The sequence below is a fragment of the Cohaesibacter sp. CAU 1516 genome, from assembly GCF_005771485.1.
Lineage (GTDB): Bacteria > Pseudomonadota > Alphaproteobacteria > Rhizobiales > Cohaesibacteraceae > Cohaesibacter > Cohaesibacter intestini.
Genome location: NZ_VANT01000001.1, coordinates 74,096 through 94,200 on the forward strand (window position 1 = coordinate 74,096; position 20,105 = coordinate 94,200).

Sequence of the window (20,105 nt, forward strand, 5' to 3'; positions counted from 1 at the left end):
GTAATGAAGTCGCGCGAGAGTCTAATCCGTCTGAAACGTTTTCAGGTTGATGAAAAGCGTCGTCAAGTCGGACAGATTGAGTTGATGGTCACGGAATTTCAGGGAATGATCCGTGATCTGGATGCACAAATCGCGGTTGAGGAAGAAAAAGCGGGCATCGATGATATCGGGCATTTCGCTTATCCGACCTTTGCCAAGGCAGCCTTGCAGCGCAAGGAAAATCTGCAGGTTTCCATTGCTGATCTTAATGAACAGCTGGAGCGGGCACAGGACCAATTGCGCGAGGCAATCGGCGAGCTGAAGAAAGTCGAGAAGCTCGAAGAGCGCGACCACCAGCGTGAAATGGCTGCCCGTGAACAGGCCGAGCAGGACGAGCTGGATGATTTCAGCACAATCGGAAGGCGCCGCCGCTAATTAAGATGCTCGCCCATCCATGGGCACATCGCGCAAAGCGCCGATCATTGTTCCTGGTCTTCTGCATCAGATCTGCGCTTCGTATGAAGCTGCGGGACTGATGCGGTATGACGATGGGGTGTGACCTGCCCCCCATGATCCGATCTTCGCGAGGGAGCTGTGTACCCCGCGCGAGGCCAACGCAGCATTGTTTCAGACATTTCGATCCGTTCCGCACAATGGCGCGGCCTTCGGGGATGCTCCCTGTTTGGCTATGGCCATGTGTTTGCCTCGGGTTGGCCCTTGCTCTTGCCCGGTAAACTGCGCTAGAGGGGGCAGGCGCCTTGTTTGGCCACGCCTGTTTCGGGCGCTTGCTGTTTGTCGGGTTGGATCAGATGTCCTTTCTCTTGCCCCTTTTGTTGGCAATTTCCAGTTTTTCCTTCGCCCTCGGGCTGACCCTGCCGCTGGTGTCCCTCGACCGATTGCTGTTCTTCACCGAGACGCCGTCGCTGATGAGCATTATATTCGGGCTGTGGTACGACCATGAGAAATTGCTGGCGGTGATTGTCTGCGCCTTCTCTGTGGTGTTTCCCGCTGTCAAAATTCTCCTTCTGCATATTGCCGCCTTTCGTGGCAAACGGTCCCGGTCGGTGATCCTGCTGGGGCTGGCGAGCAAATGGTCGATGATGGATGTGCTGTTGGTGGCTCTGGTGGTCTTTTCCGCCAAGACCAGCGGGTTGGCCGAGGCCAGTGCCTTGCCGGGACTATGGTTCTATGGCACCGCCACCACCGCCTCGGTTCTCGCGTCGGTGATGATCAAGAAGTAGGGCAGCACCAAACGGCAAGAGATCAGGCAGAGACCAGTATGGACATGCCAATCAGGATCACCAGTGCCCAGACGAGCCGATGCTTGAGATTGCCTTCTCCCAACAACAAGCTGCCCGCCAACACGGTGAGCAACACGCTGATTTCGCGCAACGGGGCGACTAGAGCCACCGGCGTGAAGGTGAGCGCATAGAGTACGAGAATATAGGCTAAAGGATTGAAGACCGCGATGGCAATGACGCCCCATTTGTGCTGTTGCCAGTGCTGGCGTATGAGGCCGTGACTGCGCGATGCCACAGGTGCCAGAACCACCATTCGCCCGGCGCTGGATCCATAGTCGATCAGCAGGGGCGGGACGAGATGGATCGACACCGCATAGGCGTCCCATGCGGTATAGCTGCCGATCAGCACCCCTGCAGCCAGTCCGAAGAGGAGGGACGTGCTGACATTGCGGGCACCGGATCTGAAGCCCCCGGTCAACATAAGAACGCCAAACACGATTGCGATGGCGCCGGCCGCCATTTGCGGAGTGATGCTTTCATCCAGCAACAGAATCGCAAAGGTCGTGGAGAGCAGTGGACCGGTCGCGCGGGCTATTGGATAGACCAGCGACAATTCTCCCTTGCGATACCCGGTTTGCAACAGCAGAAAATAGCCGAGATGAAAGGTCGCGCTGCCGAGAATCAGCAAAAAAGTCATGGCATCGAGCTGGGGACGCTCGACAAGCAGGATCCAGAGGGCAAGCGGAAAATAGAGGATGACCGTTACCGTGGAAAAGAGCCAGATCAATTCTGGCCCGCCATTGATCCGCTTGATCAAGACATTCCAGGTGGCGTGACAGAATGCGGCGGTGAGAATGAGGGCAAAGCCAGTGATGGACATTTGAGACTCCAGACAAAATATAGACGTGTTTCATCACGCCCTGTCCATCCCCTCTGGTCTTTTCATCCTCGGGTGTCTGCCACCGGCTCATAACGGCGCTCGGACCAGCTTGCCCAATGGCAACGGAACCCTAGCCGCACATGGAAAGGCTGGCACCAAGACTAGAAGGGGATCGGCGTCAAATCAATCCCAGATCGGGGCGCATGTCTCCGTGCAATGGGACATGCCATTCCAGTGGGATTGTCTGCGGAGGCTGACGGTTACGGATTTTGAGGATGCAAGTGGGGGCTTGTACGAATGCGACGATTCGATGCAGCTTGGATACGGTGCATCTTGGTTGTTTTCTGCGCTATATCCCTTTTGATTTTTTCCTCCAAGAGTCTGTTCCGATTTGGAAAGTCAGGACAAGACGCGTAGAGGCATGACACTTTTGCAAAGGAAGGCAAATTCATGGAAGCGTTGAATGCTCTTGTCAGTTCCATCAACGGAGTCGTCTGGGGACCGTTGATGCTGGTTCTTATCCTAGGGGTTGGCCTGTTTTTGCAAGTGGGTCTGAAATTTATGCCGATCCTCAAGCTGGGCACCGGCTTCAGTCTGCTGTTCAAGGGGCGCGCCGGGCAGGGGGAAGGGCAGATCAGTCCTTTCAATGCTCTGATGACCTCGCTTTCGGCCACTATAGGCACGGGCAACATTGCCGGTGTGGCTACGGCTGTCTTTCTGGGTGGTCCCGGCGCTCTGTTCTGGATGTGGATGACGGCCCTGATTGGCATGGCAACCAAATATGCCGAGGCCGTTTGCGCCGTCAAATATCGTGAAACCGACGAGTTGGGCAACTTTGTCGGCGGCCCGATGTATTACATCAAGAATGGTCTGGGCAAGAATTGGCGCTGGTTGGGCTTTGCCTTTGCCCTGTTCGGTGCGATTGCCGCCTTCGGCATTGGCAATGGTGTGCAGGCCAATGGTGTGGCGCAGGTGCTGGAAAGCAATTTCGGTGTCAATACATCCGTCACCGGCGTGGTGCTGATGCTGCTGACCGCCATGGTTATTCTGGGGGGCATCTCCCGCATTGGGGCCGTTGCTGGCAAGCTGGTGCCGTTCATGGCTGTTGCCTACATCATTGCCGGCTTCCTGGTTCTGCTGATCAATATCGGTAATATCGGCGAAGCACTTGGTCTGGTCTTTGCTCATGCCTTCACCCCTTCGGCTGCTGAAGGTGGCTTTGCGGGTGCTGCTGTCTGGGCCGCCATCCGCTTTGGTGTGGCCCGTGGTGTCTTCTCCAACGAAGCCGGTCTTGGCTCTGCCCCGATCGCCCATGCGGCGGCGGCCACCAAAGGGCCGGTCAACCAAGGTCTGGTCGCCATGCTGGGCACCTTCATCGACACCATCATTGTTTGCTCGATCACCGGTCTTGCCATCATCTCTTCTGGTGCGTGGACGTCTGGTGAATCCGGAGCGGCGTTGACCTCGTTGGCTTTTGAAACCACGCTACCGGGCATCGGGGGGACCGTGATTGCGCTGTCGCTTTCGATCTTTGCCTTCACCACCATTCTGGGCTGGTCCTTCTATGGCGAGAAATGCGTTGGCTATCTGATGGGCCATCGCATCCTGATCGTCTATCGTCTTGCCTGGATCGTGATGATTTATTTCGGCGCAACGGCGGATCTTGGTTTCATCTGGCTTCTGGCAGATACGCTCAATGCGATGATGGCCATCCCGAACCTGATCGCTCTGGCTTTGCTCAGCCCGGTTGTGTTCAAACTGACGCGAGACTATTTCGCAACCAATGGTGCGTCGGAAGAAAATTCGGGCGAGTGATCGCAATCCGGGGAGCCGGCTTGACGGCTCCCTTCCTCCTTTCCAATCCCAGTTTATGCAAGGACAAGACCGATGGTCACAAAAATCCTGCTGCCGATTGATCACACCGACTCCCGGTCCTGGAAAAAGGCTCTGCCGATGGCTCAGGAGCAGGCGAAATTCTACGGGGCCGAGCTTCATGTAGTTTCGGTCATTCCCGAAATCATCAAGCTGCCAAACCTGCCGGACAATTATGGTGACGGGGCAAAGGCGCATGTGCGTAAGGTCATCGAAGGCATTTTAGCGGAGCAGGGAACAAGCGATATCGCCATCCATATCGAGGAAGGCAGCGCCTATCGCGAAATCCTCAAGCTGGCCCATGCTGACCATTTTGACATGATCGTCATGGCTTCGGCCAAGGGGGACTTCCCTGATTTTGAAATGGGTCCTCATTTGGGTCGCGTGGTGCGCAACGCCCATTGCACGGTGATGGTTATCCGCGATTGAGCGGTGCGGCGCAGAGCAGCATTCTATGACAGGGGTGAAGGCGAGCGGGATTGTTCCTGCTCGCCTTTCTCGTTCAGAAGGTGCAGGTCCTGCGGATACAGGGCGTCGAAGGCATTTCTGAGAAAGAGAGGGGTTTCGATAACGCGCCGGGGGTCGCGCCGATGCGCAACCAGTCTATCGATCAGCGTATGATTGTTCGTTCGTTCGCGTGCCAACATGCCGAGGGTTTCACAATGCTGCCACCAGCCGGATACCAGCATGTCGGGGGGGATCCGCTCCCAACTGGCGTGGGTGTTGGTTTCGTGTAAAGTCTTGAAGTAAAGGGGTTGCCGCACGCGACGCAGCGCGCCCAACAGGGTTTGCTGGAGGATCCAGGTGGTGTCGACACAGCAATCTGTGGGCGGATTGTGACGCATGGCAAGGGCGGGCCAGTCGGCGGGCCGTCGGCGCATCAAGGCTCGGAAGCTGTAGCCATTATAGAGATTTTCCATCATATGGCTTATCCGCTCATCGAGCGTGCCCAGCAGTTCGGACGCCTCCAAAATGCCGCCGTGATACTCGATGTCGCTGTAGGCTGCAAAGGTGTCAGGCTCGCTTTCAAGGCAAGAAAGGCATGCTTCCAGATAGGTTGGTGCCAACAGGTCGTCGTGGGGCAGGACCATGAAATACTGGCCTCTGGCCTTGGACAGAACGGTGTTGGTATTGGCCACCCAGCCCAGCCGTTTGCGCTGATTGATCACCCTGATCTTGGGGTGCTTTCGATAGGACTGCAGATCCGGCGTTGGAAGGGCACCGTCATTGGAGACAATGATTTCGATATCGTCCACGCTCTGGGATAGCGCAGACTCCAGCACCCGGGCAATGAAGGGCTGGGCGTCATAGGCGGGGATGCAGATCGAGACGAGGGGGCGAGGCCTTAAAAACCGGAACATGGTTCCCGCTCCATAATTGCCCGGACGCAATCCTCGGCACAGCGGGCCGCAGAGGTATATTTTCCGGTTTCAACGCTCCAGTAACCGGGCGCCAACTGCTTGGCACCATATCCGTGCCGCTCATGCAGGCGGCTGTTCGGGTCCTGAATGTCCGTTTTGGCTTTGGCGGCGATATAGTCTCCGACGATCCGGGCCTTGGAGATCGGCTGTGTTTCCAACAGGGCCTTGAAGGTTGGGTCAATGGTGGCATAGCCTTGCCAGGTCTTCAGGATCGCAGCTTCATGATCGTCTAACCTTGGAGGCTGATCGCTGACCAGTTCTGCGCAACTGAAACACATACCGACCGGGTACCAACTGCAATAAAGACTGTCTTGAGCCGCACAATAGACGCTGTCGCCATAGGCGCCAAGCATCGCTGTGCTGTTGCGGGGAAGCGCACCGCCAAATGCCGCTCGGGCATTGGACAGCACGACACCGAATTTGTAGCGGTAGAACCATTGCGCATGGTCCGGATGGCCTGATGCGGCATCGAGGTGCCTGCGTCCCGCCCAGGCACAATTGATTACCGTCTCGAACGGCCCTTCTGTGGTCTGCTCTGCCTTGTTTGCTGGCATGAGGTCCAGATGCCATTGTTGCTTTTGCGGTCGGATTTTGGTGACAGTCGTGTTCAGACGAATGTCAACCCTTGGGTGGCTGTGGACGCAACAGCGTATTTCCTCAGCGATGGAGGCTGGCCATACGCCCTGTTCGGGTGTGTGAAACAGGGCCTGAAGTGTGTCGTGTGGCGGGGCTGAGGGAGAAACCGGTGCAAAATCCCTGCGGCCCAGATAGGAGGCAGCATTGCGGTTTGTTTGGGCGTTAAGATACTGGATCACTTTGCCAAAATGGGCGTTGATCGCCTCAACGGACAGCATCGAGCTGTCTGGAACAAAATAGTCGAAGCGGTCATAGATCAATGCCTCGAAGACACGAGACGGGATCCAACGTTCGAGCAGCGGTCTGAAGCGCAAGGCATCATCAATCATGCGGCGGGCTGTCTGGAAGCTGGTGTCTGCGGCATAGACAAAGCCGAGATGGATTTTCCCTTCATTGGCAAAAGAGGCCCGGGCCATTAACTCAGAAGCCCTGTCAAACAGCACGACCTTGTGCCCTGCTTCGGCCAGCTCCAGGGCGATCAGACATCCGGTCAGGCCACCCCCAATAATCGAAACGGACATTCGCTTCCTCTAACCGGCTTCGCTCGGGCACGCCTTCAAAGCGCGGTGAAGAAATCTGCCCGGATTGGTTGCTTTGTGCTTTTACATCTACCCGGAAGCTACAATTCTTCAGGCGTCAGGGTCAATCGATTATGTGCAGTCTGGTCCAATGAAATGGCTTTGATACAAGCGCTTCGTTGATGGGACGATTTTCATCCCGTTGCCTTTTGGTCAAGGTCGCCCCACCTCCGCTGCCCTTTGGCTTGGCAGCAGAAGTGGGATGGCCCTGTCGCAAACTGGATTGGGTTTGTTCTCAGAGGTTAGATCGTGCCGACAGTCTTCAGCCGGACCCGGGTGTGGATTTCATTCTGGCTCAGAACCGTGGTGTGAGCGCGGAAGCGTTCTATGATCGAGCGCACGAAGGGGCGATTGCCCGGAGAGGTGAGCAGGACAGGAATTTCACCGATCTGGGCGGCATCTTCAAAGCCGTCGCGAACGCTGGCAACGAATTCCTGCAATTTGGTCGGTGCCATGGCCAGCTGTCGATCGTCTCCGTCGCCGATGAGCGCGCTGGCAAATTCCTGCTCCCATGCTGGCGACAGGCTGAGGATCGGCAGATAGCCGCCCGGCGCTTGGTGGCTGGCGCAGATTTGCAGCGACAGACGGGCGCGCACATGTTCGCTGATGGTCTGGATTGAACGGGTGAAGCCAGAGGCATCTGCAATGCCTTCGAGGATCGAGGACAGATCACGGATCGAGATGCGTTCAGCCAGCAGGGTCTGGAGCACACGCTGGATGCCGGATACCGTGATCTGGCTCGGAACGATGTCATCGACCAGCTTCTTCTGTTCGGACGGCAGCTCATCAAGCAGACCCTGTACGACCGCGTAGGAGAGCAACTCGTCCATGTTGGCCTTGATGATTTCGGTCAAATGGGTGGAGATGACCGTCGCCGGGTCGACGACCGTCAGGCCGAGAATGGCGGCTTCCTCACGCAGGGATCCATCGATCCAGGTGGCAGGCAGGCCAAAGGTCGGCTCGGTGGTCTTCACGCCGGGCAGGGCAATATCGCGGCCGGTTGGATCCATCGTCATATACTGGTTCGGATAGACCACACCACGCCCGACTTCGACCTCCTTGACCTTCAGGACATAGTCATTGGCCTGCAACTGGACATTGTCCATGATGCGGACCGCCGGCATGATGAAGCCCATTTCCGAGGCAAGCTGGCGACGCAACGCCTTGATCTGGTCCGTGAGGGCCTGAGAGGCCGAGCCATTGGCCATGCTGATCAGGCCATAGCCCAGCTCAAGGCGCAGCTCGTCCATTTTGAGAGCGGAACTGATCGGTTCTTCCGCAGGTGGGGCTGCTTCGGCCAGTTCTACCTGCTTCTCCTGAATGACCTTTTCAAGGGCTTCGCGTTGCTGCTTCTTGGTGGCCTTATAGGCAAAATAGCCAGCTGCACCACCGAGTGTGAAGAAGGGGATCAACGGCATGCCGGGCAGGAAGGCCATGATGATCATAATTGCCGACGACATGCCAAGGGCCTTGGGATAGCCGGACAACTGGCGAATAACTGCTGCGTCAGCGGAGCCGGAGACGCCAGCCTTGGAGACGAGAATACCGGCTGCGGTGGAAACGATCAGGGCCGGAATCTGGGAAACGAGGCCGTCACCGATGGTCAGCAGGGTATAGGCCTGTGCCGCATCGCCAAAGGCCATTTCCTTCTGCACCACGCCGATGATGATGCCACCCAGTACGTTGATGAAAGTGATGACCAGTCCAGCAATGGCGTCACCACGCACGAACTTTGAGGCACCATCCATGGCCCCGAAGAAGGCGCTTTCGTCAGACAGATCCTTACGGCGCTGCTTGGCTTGCTCTTCGGTGATCAGGCCGGCGGAGAGGTCGGCATCAATTGCCATCTGCTTGCCGGGCATCGCATCAAGAGTGAAGCGGGCGGCGACTTCGGCGATACGGCCCGAACCCTTGGTGATGACGACGAAGTTGACGGTTACAAGAATCGCAAAGACGATCAAACCGATGATGAAGTTGCCACGGGTGACGAAATTGCCAAAGGCCTCGATGACATTGCCAGCCGCCCCGCCCCCTTCATGGCCATAGGACAGGATCAGTCGGGTCGAGGCAAGGTTCAAGGACAGCCGCAACATGGTGGCGACCAGCAGAACCGTCGGGAAGGCGGAGAATTCCAGCGGCGCGCGAATGAAGAGTGACGTCATCAGGATCAGGACGGAGAAAATGATCGAGATGGCAAGGAACATATCAAGGAAGGCTGCCGGCATCGGCAGGATCATCACGACCAGAATGGTCATGACACCAACGGCAAGGCCCAGATCCCCCTGACGCAGGAAGGTGACAATGCCACCCAGCTGTGCAAGCACAGACGGGCCAGCCGGGGCTGTCCCTTCCGGGGCAGCACCATCAGGGGCTGGAGCCGGGGCGATGGGGGCGTCAGCCATTGTCGCGTCTGCTTCGCTCATGCCGATGTCGTCCTGTCAGTGACCTGTTGGTCTGGTTGAGGGGGGCGGACCCGTTCCCGTGAGATCCGACCTTGTCGTTTAGCTGGCGATGCGCCCTTCACCCGGTTGCGGGATCGAGACGCCTTCTTCGGAATATTGCTTCAATTTGTTACGCAGGGTCCGGATGGAAATGCCCAGAATGTTGGCGGCATGGGTCCGGTTACCAAGGCAATGGTCGAGGGTGTCAAGGATCAGTTCCTGCTCCACTTCGGCGACCGTGCGACCAACGAGATTGCGGGTCACGCCTTCTGCTGCCATCACGGCCTGTGCTGCGGGACCTGAGGCCATGCCGATGATGGTCTGGTCCATCCGGCTGCCGTCCGGCATACGCAGGGCTTCGGGTCCGATTTCGGTGCCGGTTGCCAACAGAACCGCACGGTGCATGGTGTTTTCCAGCTCGCGGACATTGCCTTCCCACTGGTTTGCATGCAGATGGCGAGAGCATTCCGCACTCATCCGGCGCTGTGGCAGGCCATTGGCTTGCGCATATTTGTCGGCAAAATGCTCGGCCAACAGGTCGATATCCTGCGGGCGATCACGCAAGGAAGGGATTTGCAGGTTGATGACATTGAGGCGGAACAGCAAATCCTCGCGGAAGATGCCCGAACGCACTGCGTCGGCCAGATTGCGGTTGGAGGTGGCAATGATGCGGATGTCGACCGATACCGGTTTTGACCCGCCGACCCGGTCAATGGTCCGTTCCTGAATGGCACGTAGCAATTTGGCTTGCAGCCGGATATCCATCTCGGAAATCTCGTCGAGCAACAGGGTGCCGCCATTGGCTTCCTCGAATTTACCGATCCGGCGAGCGACAGCACCCGTGAAGGCGCCTTTTTCGTGACCGAACAGCTCGGACTCGAGCAGATTGTCAGGAATGGCGGCGCAGTTGACCGAGACGAATGGAGCGGAAGCCCGGCGGGAGTTGGTGTGCAGGTGGCGGGCCAGAACTTCCTTGCCGGTGCCGCTTTCGCCGGTGATCAACACCGAAGCGTCACTCGGGGCGATCTGGTTGGCCAGCTGAACAACGGCTCCCATGGCCGGGTCGCGATAGATCAGCGCCCCCTGATCCTGCGAGACAGCTTCCAGAACAGCAGCGATGATGGCCGGATCCGGTGGCAGCGGGATATATTCCTTGGCACCTGCCCGGATGGCATTGACCGCGGCGCGAGCGTCATTTTCGATGCCACAGGCGACGACGGGCAGGGTGATGCGTTCGCTTTCCAGATCGGCAATCAGGCTGGCAATGTCGAGCCGGACATCAACCATCATCAGATCTGCACCGCGACCGGCCCGCAAATGGCTGAGCGCCATGGCGGTGGTTTCGGCATGGGACACCTGTGCCCCCCGGTCAAGGGCAATCTTGGTGGCCTGGGAAAGCTGACCATTCAATGTTCCGGCAATCAAAAGGCGCATGGTTCTCTCCCAATCACTTCTCTGATTTGATGATTTCGGTCATGGTGACGCCGAGTTTGTCTTCGACAAGTACCACTTCGCCACGCGCAACAAGGCGGGCATTCACATAGATATCGACGGCTTCCCCGACCTTGCGATCAAGCTCCAGCACGTTGCCGACATCAAGGTTGAGCAATTCGCTGACGGGCATTTTTGCCCGGCCTAGAATGGCCGACACACGGACCGGCACATCGAAAACGGCTTCCAGATCCGCTGCATTCTTCTGCACATTCTCGACATCCATCGCGCCATTGGCTGCGAGGGACTGGCCATCCTGTTCTTGCAGAGCGAGGCCATCATCTTGATCGTTATCACTCATTGTTCATCTCCATCTGCATCTGGCCGGTCGAGGCAGGTATCTCTGGGTCTTGATCTGGTTGATTGATCTGGGACGGATCATTCAACTCCGGGTCGGTCGAGAGCGAATCCGCAGAACGGGCGTCAGTCGGGATCGGCTCTTGGTTTGGGATGAAATCTTCGGCTTGGTCCTGTTGCCCCGATGTTTCGACCGGCATCGGTTCAGGGCTGACCTCCCCGTTCATTTCGGAATTCTGGTCGATATTCTGGTCTGAAGGCTCTGACGCCGTTGGCATGTCACTGTCTGCGGCTGTCTCGGTTTCGGCGCCTGCGTCGCCTTGCATGTCATCTTCTGCGTCCGGAATGTGGGCAAAATGATCTTCGAGCAACTGATCGACCTGACGGATCGCCGAACGCAGATTGCGACCAATGCCGCCATCGGCCCATTCCACTTCGCAGTCACCTGCCAGGATGGTGGAATCCGGAATGATGGTCAGTTTGCCGCTGAAGCCCAGCTCAGTCATCTGCTGGTCCACCAGTTCCTTGATCTCGCCGGCAATTTCATCATTCAGGCGAATGGAAATGTGCGGAACCTTTCGCAATGGAGCCAGGACCTGATGCAGCAGAGCCAGAATTTCCGTTTTCGGCTCCTGAGCGACCAGACGTTCTGCAAAGCGCGAGGCAAAGGCGAAGGCAAGGTTGGAAGCATCCTTCTCAAGCCGTTGCAGCAGGGTGCCGACCTCGGTGTAGATCATTGCGATCTCGTCAAACATGGTTCGCTGCAGGCTGAGGCTCTCCTCGCTTGCCAGACGCTCGCGCTGTTCAAGCGCAGCTGCCTCGCCTTCGGCGCGGGCCGCTGCCACTGCCTCCGCAAGCAGGCGCTCATGCTCGGCAACCGTGATCATCGGTTCGGGCGGGATTTCCTCGATCTCTTCCTCGATTTCCGGCTCCGGTGGAGCGGAGAAATCCAGATCAAACAGATAGCGAGCAGCCTGTTGCATCTTGCGGGTTCCAGTTTGCCCCATTGTTTGGTTTTGGGGGCGGGTCAAGTCAGGATCGACGGTTTGATCGTCGGGTTTGGATTTGGTCAGACGGTTGGCCTAGTAAACCAGCTCGTCGTCGTTGTTGCCTTTGGAAATCATGATTTCGCCGCGCGCGGCGAGATCCTTGGCCGTGTTGACCATGGTGCCCTGTGCCTCGTCGACATCGCGCAGGCGGACTGGACCCATCGTGTCCATGTCTTCCTGCAACATGGCACCAGCACGCTGGGACATGTTGTCGAAGAAGAGTGTGCGGATCGTCTCGTTGGCACCCTTGAGGGCGAGAGCGAGAACGTCTTTCTCGATGTTGGCCAGCACAGCCTGAACACCAGCGGCGTCGAGCTTGGAGAGATCTTCGAAGGTGAACATCAGCTGCTTGATCTTCTCTGCCGACTCGCGGTTTTCCTCTTCGAGAGCGGCCAACAGGCGGGCTTCGGTCTGACGGTCGAAATTGTTGAAGATATCTGCCATCACTTCGTGCGCATCGCGGCGTTGGGTGGTCGACAGGTTCGACATGAATTCGACACGCAGGGTCTGTTCGACTTTCTCGAGAATTTCCTTCTGAATGGCTTCCATCGACAGCATGCGGTTGATGACTTCGAGGCCGAAATCCTCCGGCATGATCGACAGGACGCGGGCCGCATGGTCTGGCTTGATTTTCGAGAGCACCACCGCAACAGTCTGTGGATATTCGTTCTTGAGATAGTTGGCGAGCACGTTTTCCTGAACGTTGGACAGCTTTTCCCACATGTTGCGACCGGCCGGACCTCGGATTTCCTCCATGATCACATTGACGCGTTCATGCGGCAGGAAGGAGAGCAGCAGGCGTTCGGTGGAATCATAGTTGCCGTTGACCGAGCCTTTGGACGACAGGCGGGCGACGAAATCGACGATCAGATTGTCGAGCATGTTGGGCGTGATGCCGCCCAGCTTGGACATGGCAATGGAGACCTGCTTGATCTCGATGTCATCAAGACGCGCCCAGATCGGACCGCCAAATTCATCTCCAAGCGCCAGCAGCAGAATGGCAGCTTTCTCCGCGCCATCAAGGTCGCGTTCTTCATTGCTTGAGGAGACATTGGCAAGGGATTTCGTTACATTGGTAAGTGCTGACATGATCTTCTACCTCACGCTGCATCCTGAAGCCATAGACGCACGATCTTGGCAGCTTCTTCAGGGTTTTCTTTGACCAGTTCACCAACCTTGAGCAGGGTGTCCATCTGCAGGGCTCCTTGAAGCTGGGCATTCTCGATTGCCTGCATGGTTGGGTGCGGAGTGTCTTCCCCGTCAGGGGCCGGGACAAGTTCCCCATTCTCACCGACAATCATCGGGACGCCATCTGCGCCAATCACAATGTCCGGACTTGCTTCTTCCTGCTGCTTTTCAAACATCCGCTTCATCATTGGACGCAGGACGAAGAACAAGATCAACAGGGTCATCAGGAAGAATGTGCCAAGTTCAACCATGCGGATATAGTCATCCTTGGTGAAGGCAAACAATTCGTCGCCAGAATCGTCGAAAACTTGCTCCGGCCCTTCGGCGAACTGCATGTTGATGACTTCGATCTTGTCCCCACGGGTCTGGTCGTAGCCAACCGCAGAGCGAACGAGGGTCGCAATCTTTTCCAGTTGCTCAGGGGTGCGCGGCTTATATTCCAGCTCACCATTGGCATTCTTTTCATAAACACCATCCACCAGAACCGCGACCGACAGGCGCTTGATGCGGCCACCCTGAACCACTTCCGTGGTGGTTTTGCGCGAAATCTCGTAATTGACCAGCTCTTCGGTGATGTCGGTGGCTTCCTGACGACCCGGGCCGTTGGCATTGTTGGCGTTGGCGTTGGGCAGTTCGTTGCCGACGGTTACGCCTTCATTGCCTTCCTTTTCCTGACTTTTGGCGGTTTCGCTGCGGGTTTGGGTTGAGCGAACCACCTGTCCATCGGGATCAAAGGTGTCGGAGGTCTGGGTGATTTTGTTGAAATCCATCTCGGCGGCGACCTCGATGCGGGTCCGGCCCTGACCGACGATGGAAGACACAATGTCCTCGACCTGAGTGCGCAGGTGGCTCTCCATTTCGGTGCGGCGCTCTTCAAGACGCGTGGAGAGATAATTGTCATCATTGCCACGGCCCGATGCCAACAGACGGCCACGACCGTCGATGATGGTGACATTTTCGGGGTTGAGGCCTTCAACTGCCGAAGCGACCAGATGCTGGATCGCCTGAATCTGAACCGGGCTCAGATTGCCCTGCAGCTTGACGGCAATGGAGGCGGAGGGCGGTTTCTGCTCGCGCTTGAACAGCGCACGCTTGGGCAACACCAGATGGACCCTGGAACTGCGGACATTGCGAATGGTGCGGATCGAACGGGACAGCTCACCTTCCAGCGCTCGCAGGTGGTTTACATTCTGCACGAAGCTGGTGGTGCCCAGAGTTTCGCTCTTGTCAAAGATTTCATAACCGACATTGCCGCCGGTTGGCAGGCCGCTCTCAGCCAGTTGCATGCGCAGGCGCAGGATCTGCTCCTTTGGTGCCAGAATGACTGCGCCTTCATTGCGCACTTCGTGATTTACATTCTGGGATTCCAGCAATTTGGTGATCTGGATGGAATCCTCGAATGACAGGTCGGTATAGAGCGGCGACAGCACGGGCTCGGTCACGCGCATCATGATGAAGGCAAAGAAGCCAATCAGCACAGCGGTCACAACGGCCATAGCGGCAAGTCTTGCCGGGCCCAATGCCTTGATGAATTCCAAAATGCCGTTCACACCACTCACCCTATCATTTCGGGAGTTCGCTCCAAATCACTAGGCAATATTTTCCTAGGAGATGGTTAACAAGATGTTAAGGATTTGGTTAACGAGTGGTTGATGCTGCAGATTGCACCGATGAAAATGACTCAAAAGCGGTCTTTTTTTTCCATTCAGTCGAAAAAGAATTGGGTCACCCTGTGGGAATGTATGGCTAGAACGCCTTTGAGGGGCAGCTGCCTTGTTAATTATAACAGGGTGTCATCGCGTTTCTTTGGGGGAGGTGAGGGGGGCAGAAATGAATGCCTTGCCAAACGTAAAAAGGTCGAGGGAAGTCCCTCGACCTTTTCGCAAGGTTTGCCAGTCCGAAATGCCCCGGGCTGGAACTGTTACCGATATTGCTGAATCCGTGTGGCACGGAGACCGGCCAGACCATGTTGATCAATAGAGCTTTGCCAACTGAGAAACTCCTCAACGGTCAAAGTGTATTTATCACAGGCCTCTTCCAGGCTCAGCAGTCCACCGCGGACGGCAGCAACAACTTCGGCTTTGCGCCTGATCACCCACCGTCTCGTATTTTCTGGTGGAAGATCAGCCACAGTCAAAGGACTCCCATCGGGGCCGATGACATATTTTACTCTCGCACGTACTTGATCGGTCATTGTACTCTCACACTCAACCTGACCTCATCATGGAAGAGCATAGGACAATGCCTTTAAAAAAAGCCTAAGCCTCTGGATACACTTTGGTAATAGTTTTTTTCAATTTGAGGCAGTTGTTGCAGATTGAGAGCCTGGCCTACATTTTTTTCCTTTTGCGCCAACGGGGGCAGGCTGCAAAGAAGGTTAACACAATCCTACCTCAGGCCTCCAGACTGGGGCCAAGCCGCAAATTGCATCACTTGTCGTGTGCAAAACGGATCAGGCAGTGCCGCTGTCGGTGGGTCGGGCGACGGATTTGATTTGTGAGGTGGGAACCGACTTGCCGTTGATGATCAGCATGGGTTGGCTTGAGGACAGATCGACATTGTCGACCACGCCGGTCATATCCGTGTCGACCGAGATGGCGGCGCCTTCGGCATCCTTGGCGTTGATCTGGATCCAATAGGTGCCCGGTGCCATCCGGTTGCCGGAGCTGTCTGTGCCGTCCCACTTGAAGGTTTGTTGGCCTTCTGTCAGCGAGACGTCGGCTTCATTGTAGACGATATCGCCCGCATCGTTACGGATGGTGATTTCAGCGGAGCCGGCGCTCTCGGACTCCAAGCTGTAATCGACACTGCCATAGCTCGACAGATTGCCACGTGAGCCATCAACAGTAACGGTCGTGCCAACGAAATTGAGGACGCCCAGTGCGTTGGACGACGTCATCATGTTCGCCAGATTTTCAAGCTGCTCGTTTGACTTGATCTGCTGTTCGATGGCGGAAAACTGCACCAACTGCTCGGTGAATTTCGAAGAATCCATCGGTTCCATCGGATCCTGATTCTGCAACTGTGTGGTCAGCAGGGTCAGAAAGGTCTCGTAATTCTGTACGAGTCCCGTTTTGTCCTGCGCACTGTTGGAAACGGCTTGCGATGTGATGTTGCCGATGGTGGTCATGATCGTTACTCCAGAGACGCGGTCAGATTACCAGATTGACGCCAGTCGACGCGACATAGCTGCCTGAATGGGTGGGGTGGGTGAGGGATGGTGTAGCCTGTTCCTCGGCGAACCCATCTGACTTGGTGCTTGAGCCGAAATTTTCCTGCTCCATGGCTTGTTGCTGGTCTTGAGCCATCTGCTGGCCACTATCCTGCTGATCCATTAGCGAAAATTCGAGGCCTTGTTTGTCGAGATTAAGGCCGCTTTGCAGCAGGCTGCGTTCCATCATCCGCTGGTCGCGCATGAACATGTCGAGGGTCTCGGGCCGTTCGACAAACAGATGCGCCCGGGTCTGACCATCCGAGCCAATGGTCAGGCGGACATCGACCTTGCCCAGATCCGCCGGGTCAAGGCGGATTTCGAAGCGGGTTTCGCCACGCTGCGCGAATTTGGAAATCTGGGCGGCCATGGCCTGTGCGTTGGCAGCTGCCGCCTGTTGCGGCACATGACCGGTCCGGGCAAAGCTTTCCATGCCGGTCAGGCGCACGGTGGAGCCGTCACCCTGCATCGGGGTCATGCCGTCGACCTTCAATGTCGGGTCAGACTGCATCGCCATATCCTTGAGACCTGCCTGATTGTCGATTCCTGCCATCATTTTGGTGAAGGCATCGGCTTTCGGGGCCTGACGCAGTGTGCCGCTTTCCACCGATGCCACGGTCAGAGGATTGACCGTTTTCGGGCGTGCGGGTTCGTCACCGGCATCCGCATCGGCGTTGGCCGTGTCATCGGACGCCGTCGTTTGCTGTGGGTCGTTGGTGACCTGTTCTGCGCCCTTGCGGCCTTGGGTCATGGCGTTGAGAGCAGCCTGAGTCTGGCTTTGCTGAGCCTCCGGCGTGGCTGACTGCTTCGTCGTGCTGGCAGCCTGATCAGTGCGCTCAGAGACAGGAGCGTCCTGCTGTGCAGACTGAGGCTGAGTTGACGATGGTGTCTGTTGCTGGGTGACCTGTTGGCTGTCTTCTTGCTGCTGTGTGGTCACCATCTTGGCCAGAGCATCTGCTGATTGATCAGACGATGCCTCGCCAGTCTCCGTCTGTGGTTGAGACTGGGCAGTGTCGATCGAAACGGGTTCACCCGTGACGGTCTGGACCTGATGGCTGCTGACCGATTGGCTCACCGGTTCTGCGATGGCGTCAGATAGAGGGGCCTGTGCCAGTTCGGTCTGTACGGGATCGATTGGCGCTGGGGTAACCTGCTGTCCATCTGCGTCCAGCACGGGTTGGGCTTGGATATTTGCCTTTCCCTCGGTGTCAGCCTGTTCGGTCGCTGGTTGTTGTCCTGTTGTCTGGGCGCTGGCTTCTTGCGTGGTCGGAGAGGCACCGGCTTTAGTCGTGGCAACCAGTTCGGCGGCTTTCGCTGCAGATTCTTCGTTTGCCGGTTGCTGTGGCGTGCTCTTACCAGTCAATCCATCGGCAAGGCCAGACGGTGCTTGCCCTTCGGAGGCCTGCGAAGAGGCGACCTGCGGCGTTGTTCCCGGGTCGATGGTCGGGGTTTGGGCCGCATTCTGAGATGTACTCAGGGGCGCGTTGAGGGCCGCATTCTGGGTCACCGTCTGGGTAGAAGCCTGATCCGCATCCTGACTTGCGGGCTGGGCCGCATTTGCCACAGTGGTCTGCTGGCCTGTTGCGCCTGTCCCTGTCTGCTCCGAAGCAGCAATGTTGGCGTTGGCTGCATCATTCAGTGCCTGTGCCAGTGCATCGGCAGATTGGCCTGCATCGGGAGCATTGGGTGTCTGAGCAACTGCCGGTTGGGCCGCCAATGTGAGGTCCGGCTGTGAGCCTTCGGCCTGCTCTTTGACCACTGCATCAGTGTCAGGCTTGTCATTCGATGTGGGCGTCTCGTCGGACTGCGCTGTCGGGCGCGGCTGTGATTGATCCGTGCCTGATGGGGCCGCATCCGTTTTGCGTGCCTCATTGGCCTCTGGCCGTGGCTGATCCGAAGCGTCTGGACGCGTGTTGGCGGTTCTGGTGTCTTGCGCTGGCGCTTCCGTGCTGGTCTGTTTATTTGGTCGCGTGTCTGGACGGGTATCTGGCCGTGTGTCCTGCGCGGCAGTCCGGACCCCTTCATCCGCACGTGCACGCCGTGCCTCGGCCCGCTCATTGTGGGCGCGATCATTCTGTGCACGGATATCCTGCGCGCGCGCATCCTGAGCACGTTCATTGCGCTCAATTGCTTGCCGGTCTTCGCGTTGCCGGGAGGCCTCGCGCCGGTCCTGATTGCGCAAATGGCTCTCGAAACTGGACGCGGATGCATCCTGTTTTGGGGAAGACTGTTTGTTCGCAGCCGGATTGGTCGGAGCTGTGAACGGGTCTGAAATGACGGAATACTGAGATACCATACCTGTCCTCATTGCGCAGTGTCTGATCTAAGTATTCAAGAATTGTGCCAGAAATTTTCAGAAAAATTAGTCTATTAATTCAAAGGCTTGTGTTTCTACTTAGTGAGAGTTCCGCGCTTGACAGGTCAAAAACTGCCGGGGCTTGGCAAAAACTGCCGGGTCATGCAGGGGGCATGGACAACGAAATTTCTCCTTTTCCCTTCCAAAATCAGCCAAAGACGCTATATATGAGCCAAAACACATACCGGCAGTTATGCATGCAGGACCAGAGCTGTTTGCCGGAGACAAGAAAGAATGGAATCGATTGATGTTAAACAGTCTCGATTTGCCTGGTCGCCCAGAAGACACCCGTGTTGTCGTTGCCATGTCCGGCGGAGTAGATTCCTCGGTTACCGCAGCTTTGTTGAAGCATCAGGGGTATGATGTCATCGGCGTGACCCTGCAGCTCTATGATCATGGCAAGGCCATGCACCGGGCCGGTGCCTGTTGTGCCGGGCAGGATATTCAGGATGCGCGCCGGGTGGCAGAGCATCTGGGCATTCCGCATTATGTGCTGGATTATGAAAGCCGCTTCAAAGAAGCGGTGATCGACCGTTTTGCCGAAAGCTATCTGGCAGGGGAGACACCCGTGCCCTGTGTGACCTGCAACCAGACGGTCAAGTTCGAGGATCTGTTGGCCACTGCCAAGGAGTTCGGCGCCGATTGTATGGCGACCGGGCACTATATTTCTTCCAAGATTGTGGGCAATCGTCGGGTCTTGTTCCGCCCGTCCGATGAAGACAGGGATCAGACCTATTTCCTGTTTGCTACAACACAGGACCAGATCGACTTTTTGCGCTTCCCACTGGGTGGCATGCCAAAGCCGGAGGCCCGTGAACTGGCCCGTGAGCTTGGTTTGGCGGTTGCGGACAAGCAGGACAGTCAGGATATCTGTTTTGTGCCGACGGGCAAATATACCGATGTGATCGAGCGCCTGCATCCCGGTGCTGCCGAGCCGGGGCAGATCGTGCATATCGATGGCCGCGTGCTGGGCGAGCATCAGGGCATCATCCGCTTCACAGTCGGTCAGCGTCGGGGGCTTGGTATTTCGTCCAGCGATCCGCTGTATGTTGTCAAGCTTGATGCCGAGCGCAAACAGGTGATTGTTGGCCCGCGCGAGGCGCTGGTGACCCGTCGCCTGAAGTTGCGTGAAGTCAATTGGCTTGGGCCGCAATCGATTGCCGAAATCCCTGATACCGGGCTTGAAATCTTTGCCAAGGTCCGTTCGACACGGCCGCCGAAAGAAGCTTTGCTGTTTGCAATGGCTGACGGCTCGTTCGAGGTCGAATTGCTCGATGGTGAGCAAGGGGTGGCGCCCGGTCAGGCTTGCGTCTTCTATAATGGCGTTGAGAAGGAAGCCCAGCTTTGGGGCGGCGGCTGGATTGCCAGCACGACCACCGAAGTGGCCATTCCTGCTTCGATCGGCATCAGCGCTGCTGAGTGATCGAGAACGTTACGATGGTGTAGAAAAGCCGGCTCAAACTAG

At 56.9% G+C, this 20,105-nt stretch carries 17 protein-coding genes; 5 read left to right on the forward strand and 12 right to left on the reverse strand.

What is annotated here, in order from left to right:
• Positions 1 to 3: 3 nt before the first annotated feature.
• On the forward strand, positions 4 to 414 hold the full coding sequence (fliJ, locus tag FDK21_RS00330; RefSeq protein ID WP_114010660.1) for a flagellar export protein FliJ: 411 nt from the start codon (positions 4 to 6) through the stop codon (positions 412 to 414).
• A 374-nt stretch (positions 415 to 788) separates the two neighbouring features.
• On the forward strand, positions 789 to 1,220 hold the full coding sequence (locus FDK21_RS00335; protein WP_138147127.1) for a paraquat-inducible protein A: 432 nt from the start codon (positions 789 to 791) through the stop codon (positions 1,218 to 1,220).
• A gap of 22 nt (positions 1,221 to 1,242) precedes the next feature.
• On the opposite strand, the gene FDK21_RS00340 is transcribed toward FDK21_RS00335, so the two are convergent.
• Positions 1,243 to 2,100: a DMT family transporter gene (locus FDK21_RS00340; RefSeq protein ID WP_138147128.1), complete on the reverse strand. Its 858-nt coding sequence runs from the start codon at positions 2,098 to 2,100 to the stop codon at positions 1,243 to 1,245.
• A gap of 450 nt (positions 2,101 to 2,550) precedes the next feature.
• Between FDK21_RS00340 and FDK21_RS00345 the strand changes: the two genes are divergently transcribed.
• Complete coding sequence (locus FDK21_RS00345; protein WP_114010662.1) at positions 2,551 to 3,915, forward strand: sodium:alanine symporter family protein; 1,365 nt, start codon at positions 2,551 to 2,553, stop codon at positions 3,913 to 3,915.
• 72 nt (positions 3,916 to 3,987) lie between these two features.
• Positions 3,988 to 4,401 (forward strand): universal stress protein, encoded by a 414-nt coding sequence (locus FDK21_RS00350; RefSeq protein ID WP_114010663.1) that lies wholly within the window; start codon positions 3,988 to 3,990, stop codon positions 4,399 to 4,401.
• A gap of 23 nt (positions 4,402 to 4,424) precedes the next feature.
• On the opposite strand, the gene FDK21_RS00355 is transcribed toward FDK21_RS00350, so the two are convergent.
• The 11 genes from FDK21_RS00355 to FDK21_RS00405 all read right to left on the reverse strand — a co-directional run bounded on the left by FDK21_RS00355 (position 4,425) and on the right by FDK21_RS00405 (position 18,580).
• Positions 4,425 to 5,333: a glycosyltransferase family 2 protein gene (locus tag FDK21_RS00355; protein WP_138147129.1), complete on the reverse strand. Its 909-nt coding sequence runs from the start codon at positions 5,331 to 5,333 to the stop codon at positions 4,425 to 4,427.
• The gene (locus FDK21_RS00360) at positions 5,318 to 6,550 is read right to left on the reverse strand and encodes an FAD-dependent oxidoreductase (protein WP_138147130.1); all 1,233 of its coding nucleotides are present in this window, start codon (positions 6,548 to 6,550) and stop codon (positions 5,318 to 5,320) included. The genes FDK21_RS00355 and FDK21_RS00360 overlap by 16 nt, the downstream gene beginning before the upstream one ends.
• Before the next feature lie 299 nt (positions 6,551 to 6,849).
• Positions 6,850 to 9,030: a flagellar biosynthesis protein FlhA gene (gene flhA / locus FDK21_RS00365; RefSeq protein WP_280955317.1), complete on the reverse strand. Its 2,181-nt coding sequence runs from the start codon at positions 9,028 to 9,030 to the stop codon at positions 6,850 to 6,852.
• A 78-nt stretch (positions 9,031 to 9,108) separates the two neighbouring features.
• Positions 9,109 to 10,482 (reverse strand): sigma-54 dependent transcriptional regulator, encoded by a 1,374-nt coding sequence (locus FDK21_RS00370; protein ID WP_114010667.1) that lies wholly within the window; start codon positions 10,480 to 10,482, stop codon positions 9,109 to 9,111.
• 13 nt (positions 10,483 to 10,495) lie between these two features.
• Positions 10,496 to 10,840, reverse strand: coding sequence for a flagellar motor switch protein FliN (gene fliN / locus FDK21_RS00375; RefSeq protein ID WP_114010668.1), 345 nt, complete (start codon positions 10,838 to 10,840; stop codon positions 10,496 to 10,498).
• Positions 10,833 to 11,819: a FliH/SctL family protein gene (locus FDK21_RS00380; RefSeq protein ID WP_171021887.1), complete on the reverse strand. Its 987-nt coding sequence runs from the start codon at positions 11,817 to 11,819 to the stop codon at positions 10,833 to 10,835. Before FDK21_RS00380 ends, fliN begins: the two co-directional genes overlap by 8 nt.
• A gap of 99 nt (positions 11,820 to 11,918) precedes the next feature.
• Positions 11,919 to 12,974 carry a flagellar motor switch protein FliG gene (gene fliG / locus FDK21_RS00385; RefSeq protein WP_138147132.1) on the reverse strand — a complete coding sequence of 352 codons (1,056 nt, stop codon included), beginning with the start codon at positions 12,972 to 12,974 and terminating at the stop codon, positions 11,919 to 11,921.
• Between the two features lie 11 nt (positions 12,975 to 12,985).
• Positions 12,986 to 14,623: a flagellar basal-body MS-ring/collar protein FliF gene (gene fliF / locus FDK21_RS00390; RefSeq protein ID WP_138147133.1), complete on the reverse strand. Its 1,638-nt coding sequence runs from the start codon at positions 14,621 to 14,623 to the stop codon at positions 12,986 to 12,988.
• A gap of 371 nt (positions 14,624 to 14,994) precedes the next feature.
• On the reverse strand, positions 14,995 to 15,267 hold the full coding sequence (locus FDK21_RS00395; RefSeq protein WP_114010672.1) for a DUF1153 domain-containing protein: 273 nt from the start codon (positions 15,265 to 15,267) through the stop codon (positions 14,995 to 14,997).
• Positions 15,268 to 15,525: 258 nt separating this feature from the next.
• Positions 15,526 to 16,203: a flagellar hook capping FlgD N-terminal domain-containing protein gene (locus FDK21_RS00400; RefSeq protein WP_114010673.1), complete on the reverse strand. Its 678-nt coding sequence runs from the start codon at positions 16,201 to 16,203 to the stop codon at positions 15,526 to 15,528.
• Between the two features lie 22 nt (positions 16,204 to 16,225).
• Positions 16,226 to 18,580, reverse strand: a complete 2,355-nt coding sequence (locus tag FDK21_RS00405) for a flagellar hook-length control protein FliK (RefSeq protein WP_171021888.1) — start codon at positions 18,578 to 18,580, stop codon at positions 16,226 to 16,228.
• A 304-nt stretch (positions 18,581 to 18,884) separates the two neighbouring features.
• Between FDK21_RS00405 and mnmA the strand changes: the two genes are divergently transcribed.
• On the forward strand, positions 18,885 to 20,063 hold the full coding sequence (mnmA, locus tag FDK21_RS00410; protein ID WP_171021889.1) for a tRNA 2-thiouridine(34) synthase MnmA: 1,179 nt from the start codon (positions 18,885 to 18,887) through the stop codon (positions 20,061 to 20,063).
• Positions 20,064 to 20,105 lie beyond the last annotated feature (42 nt).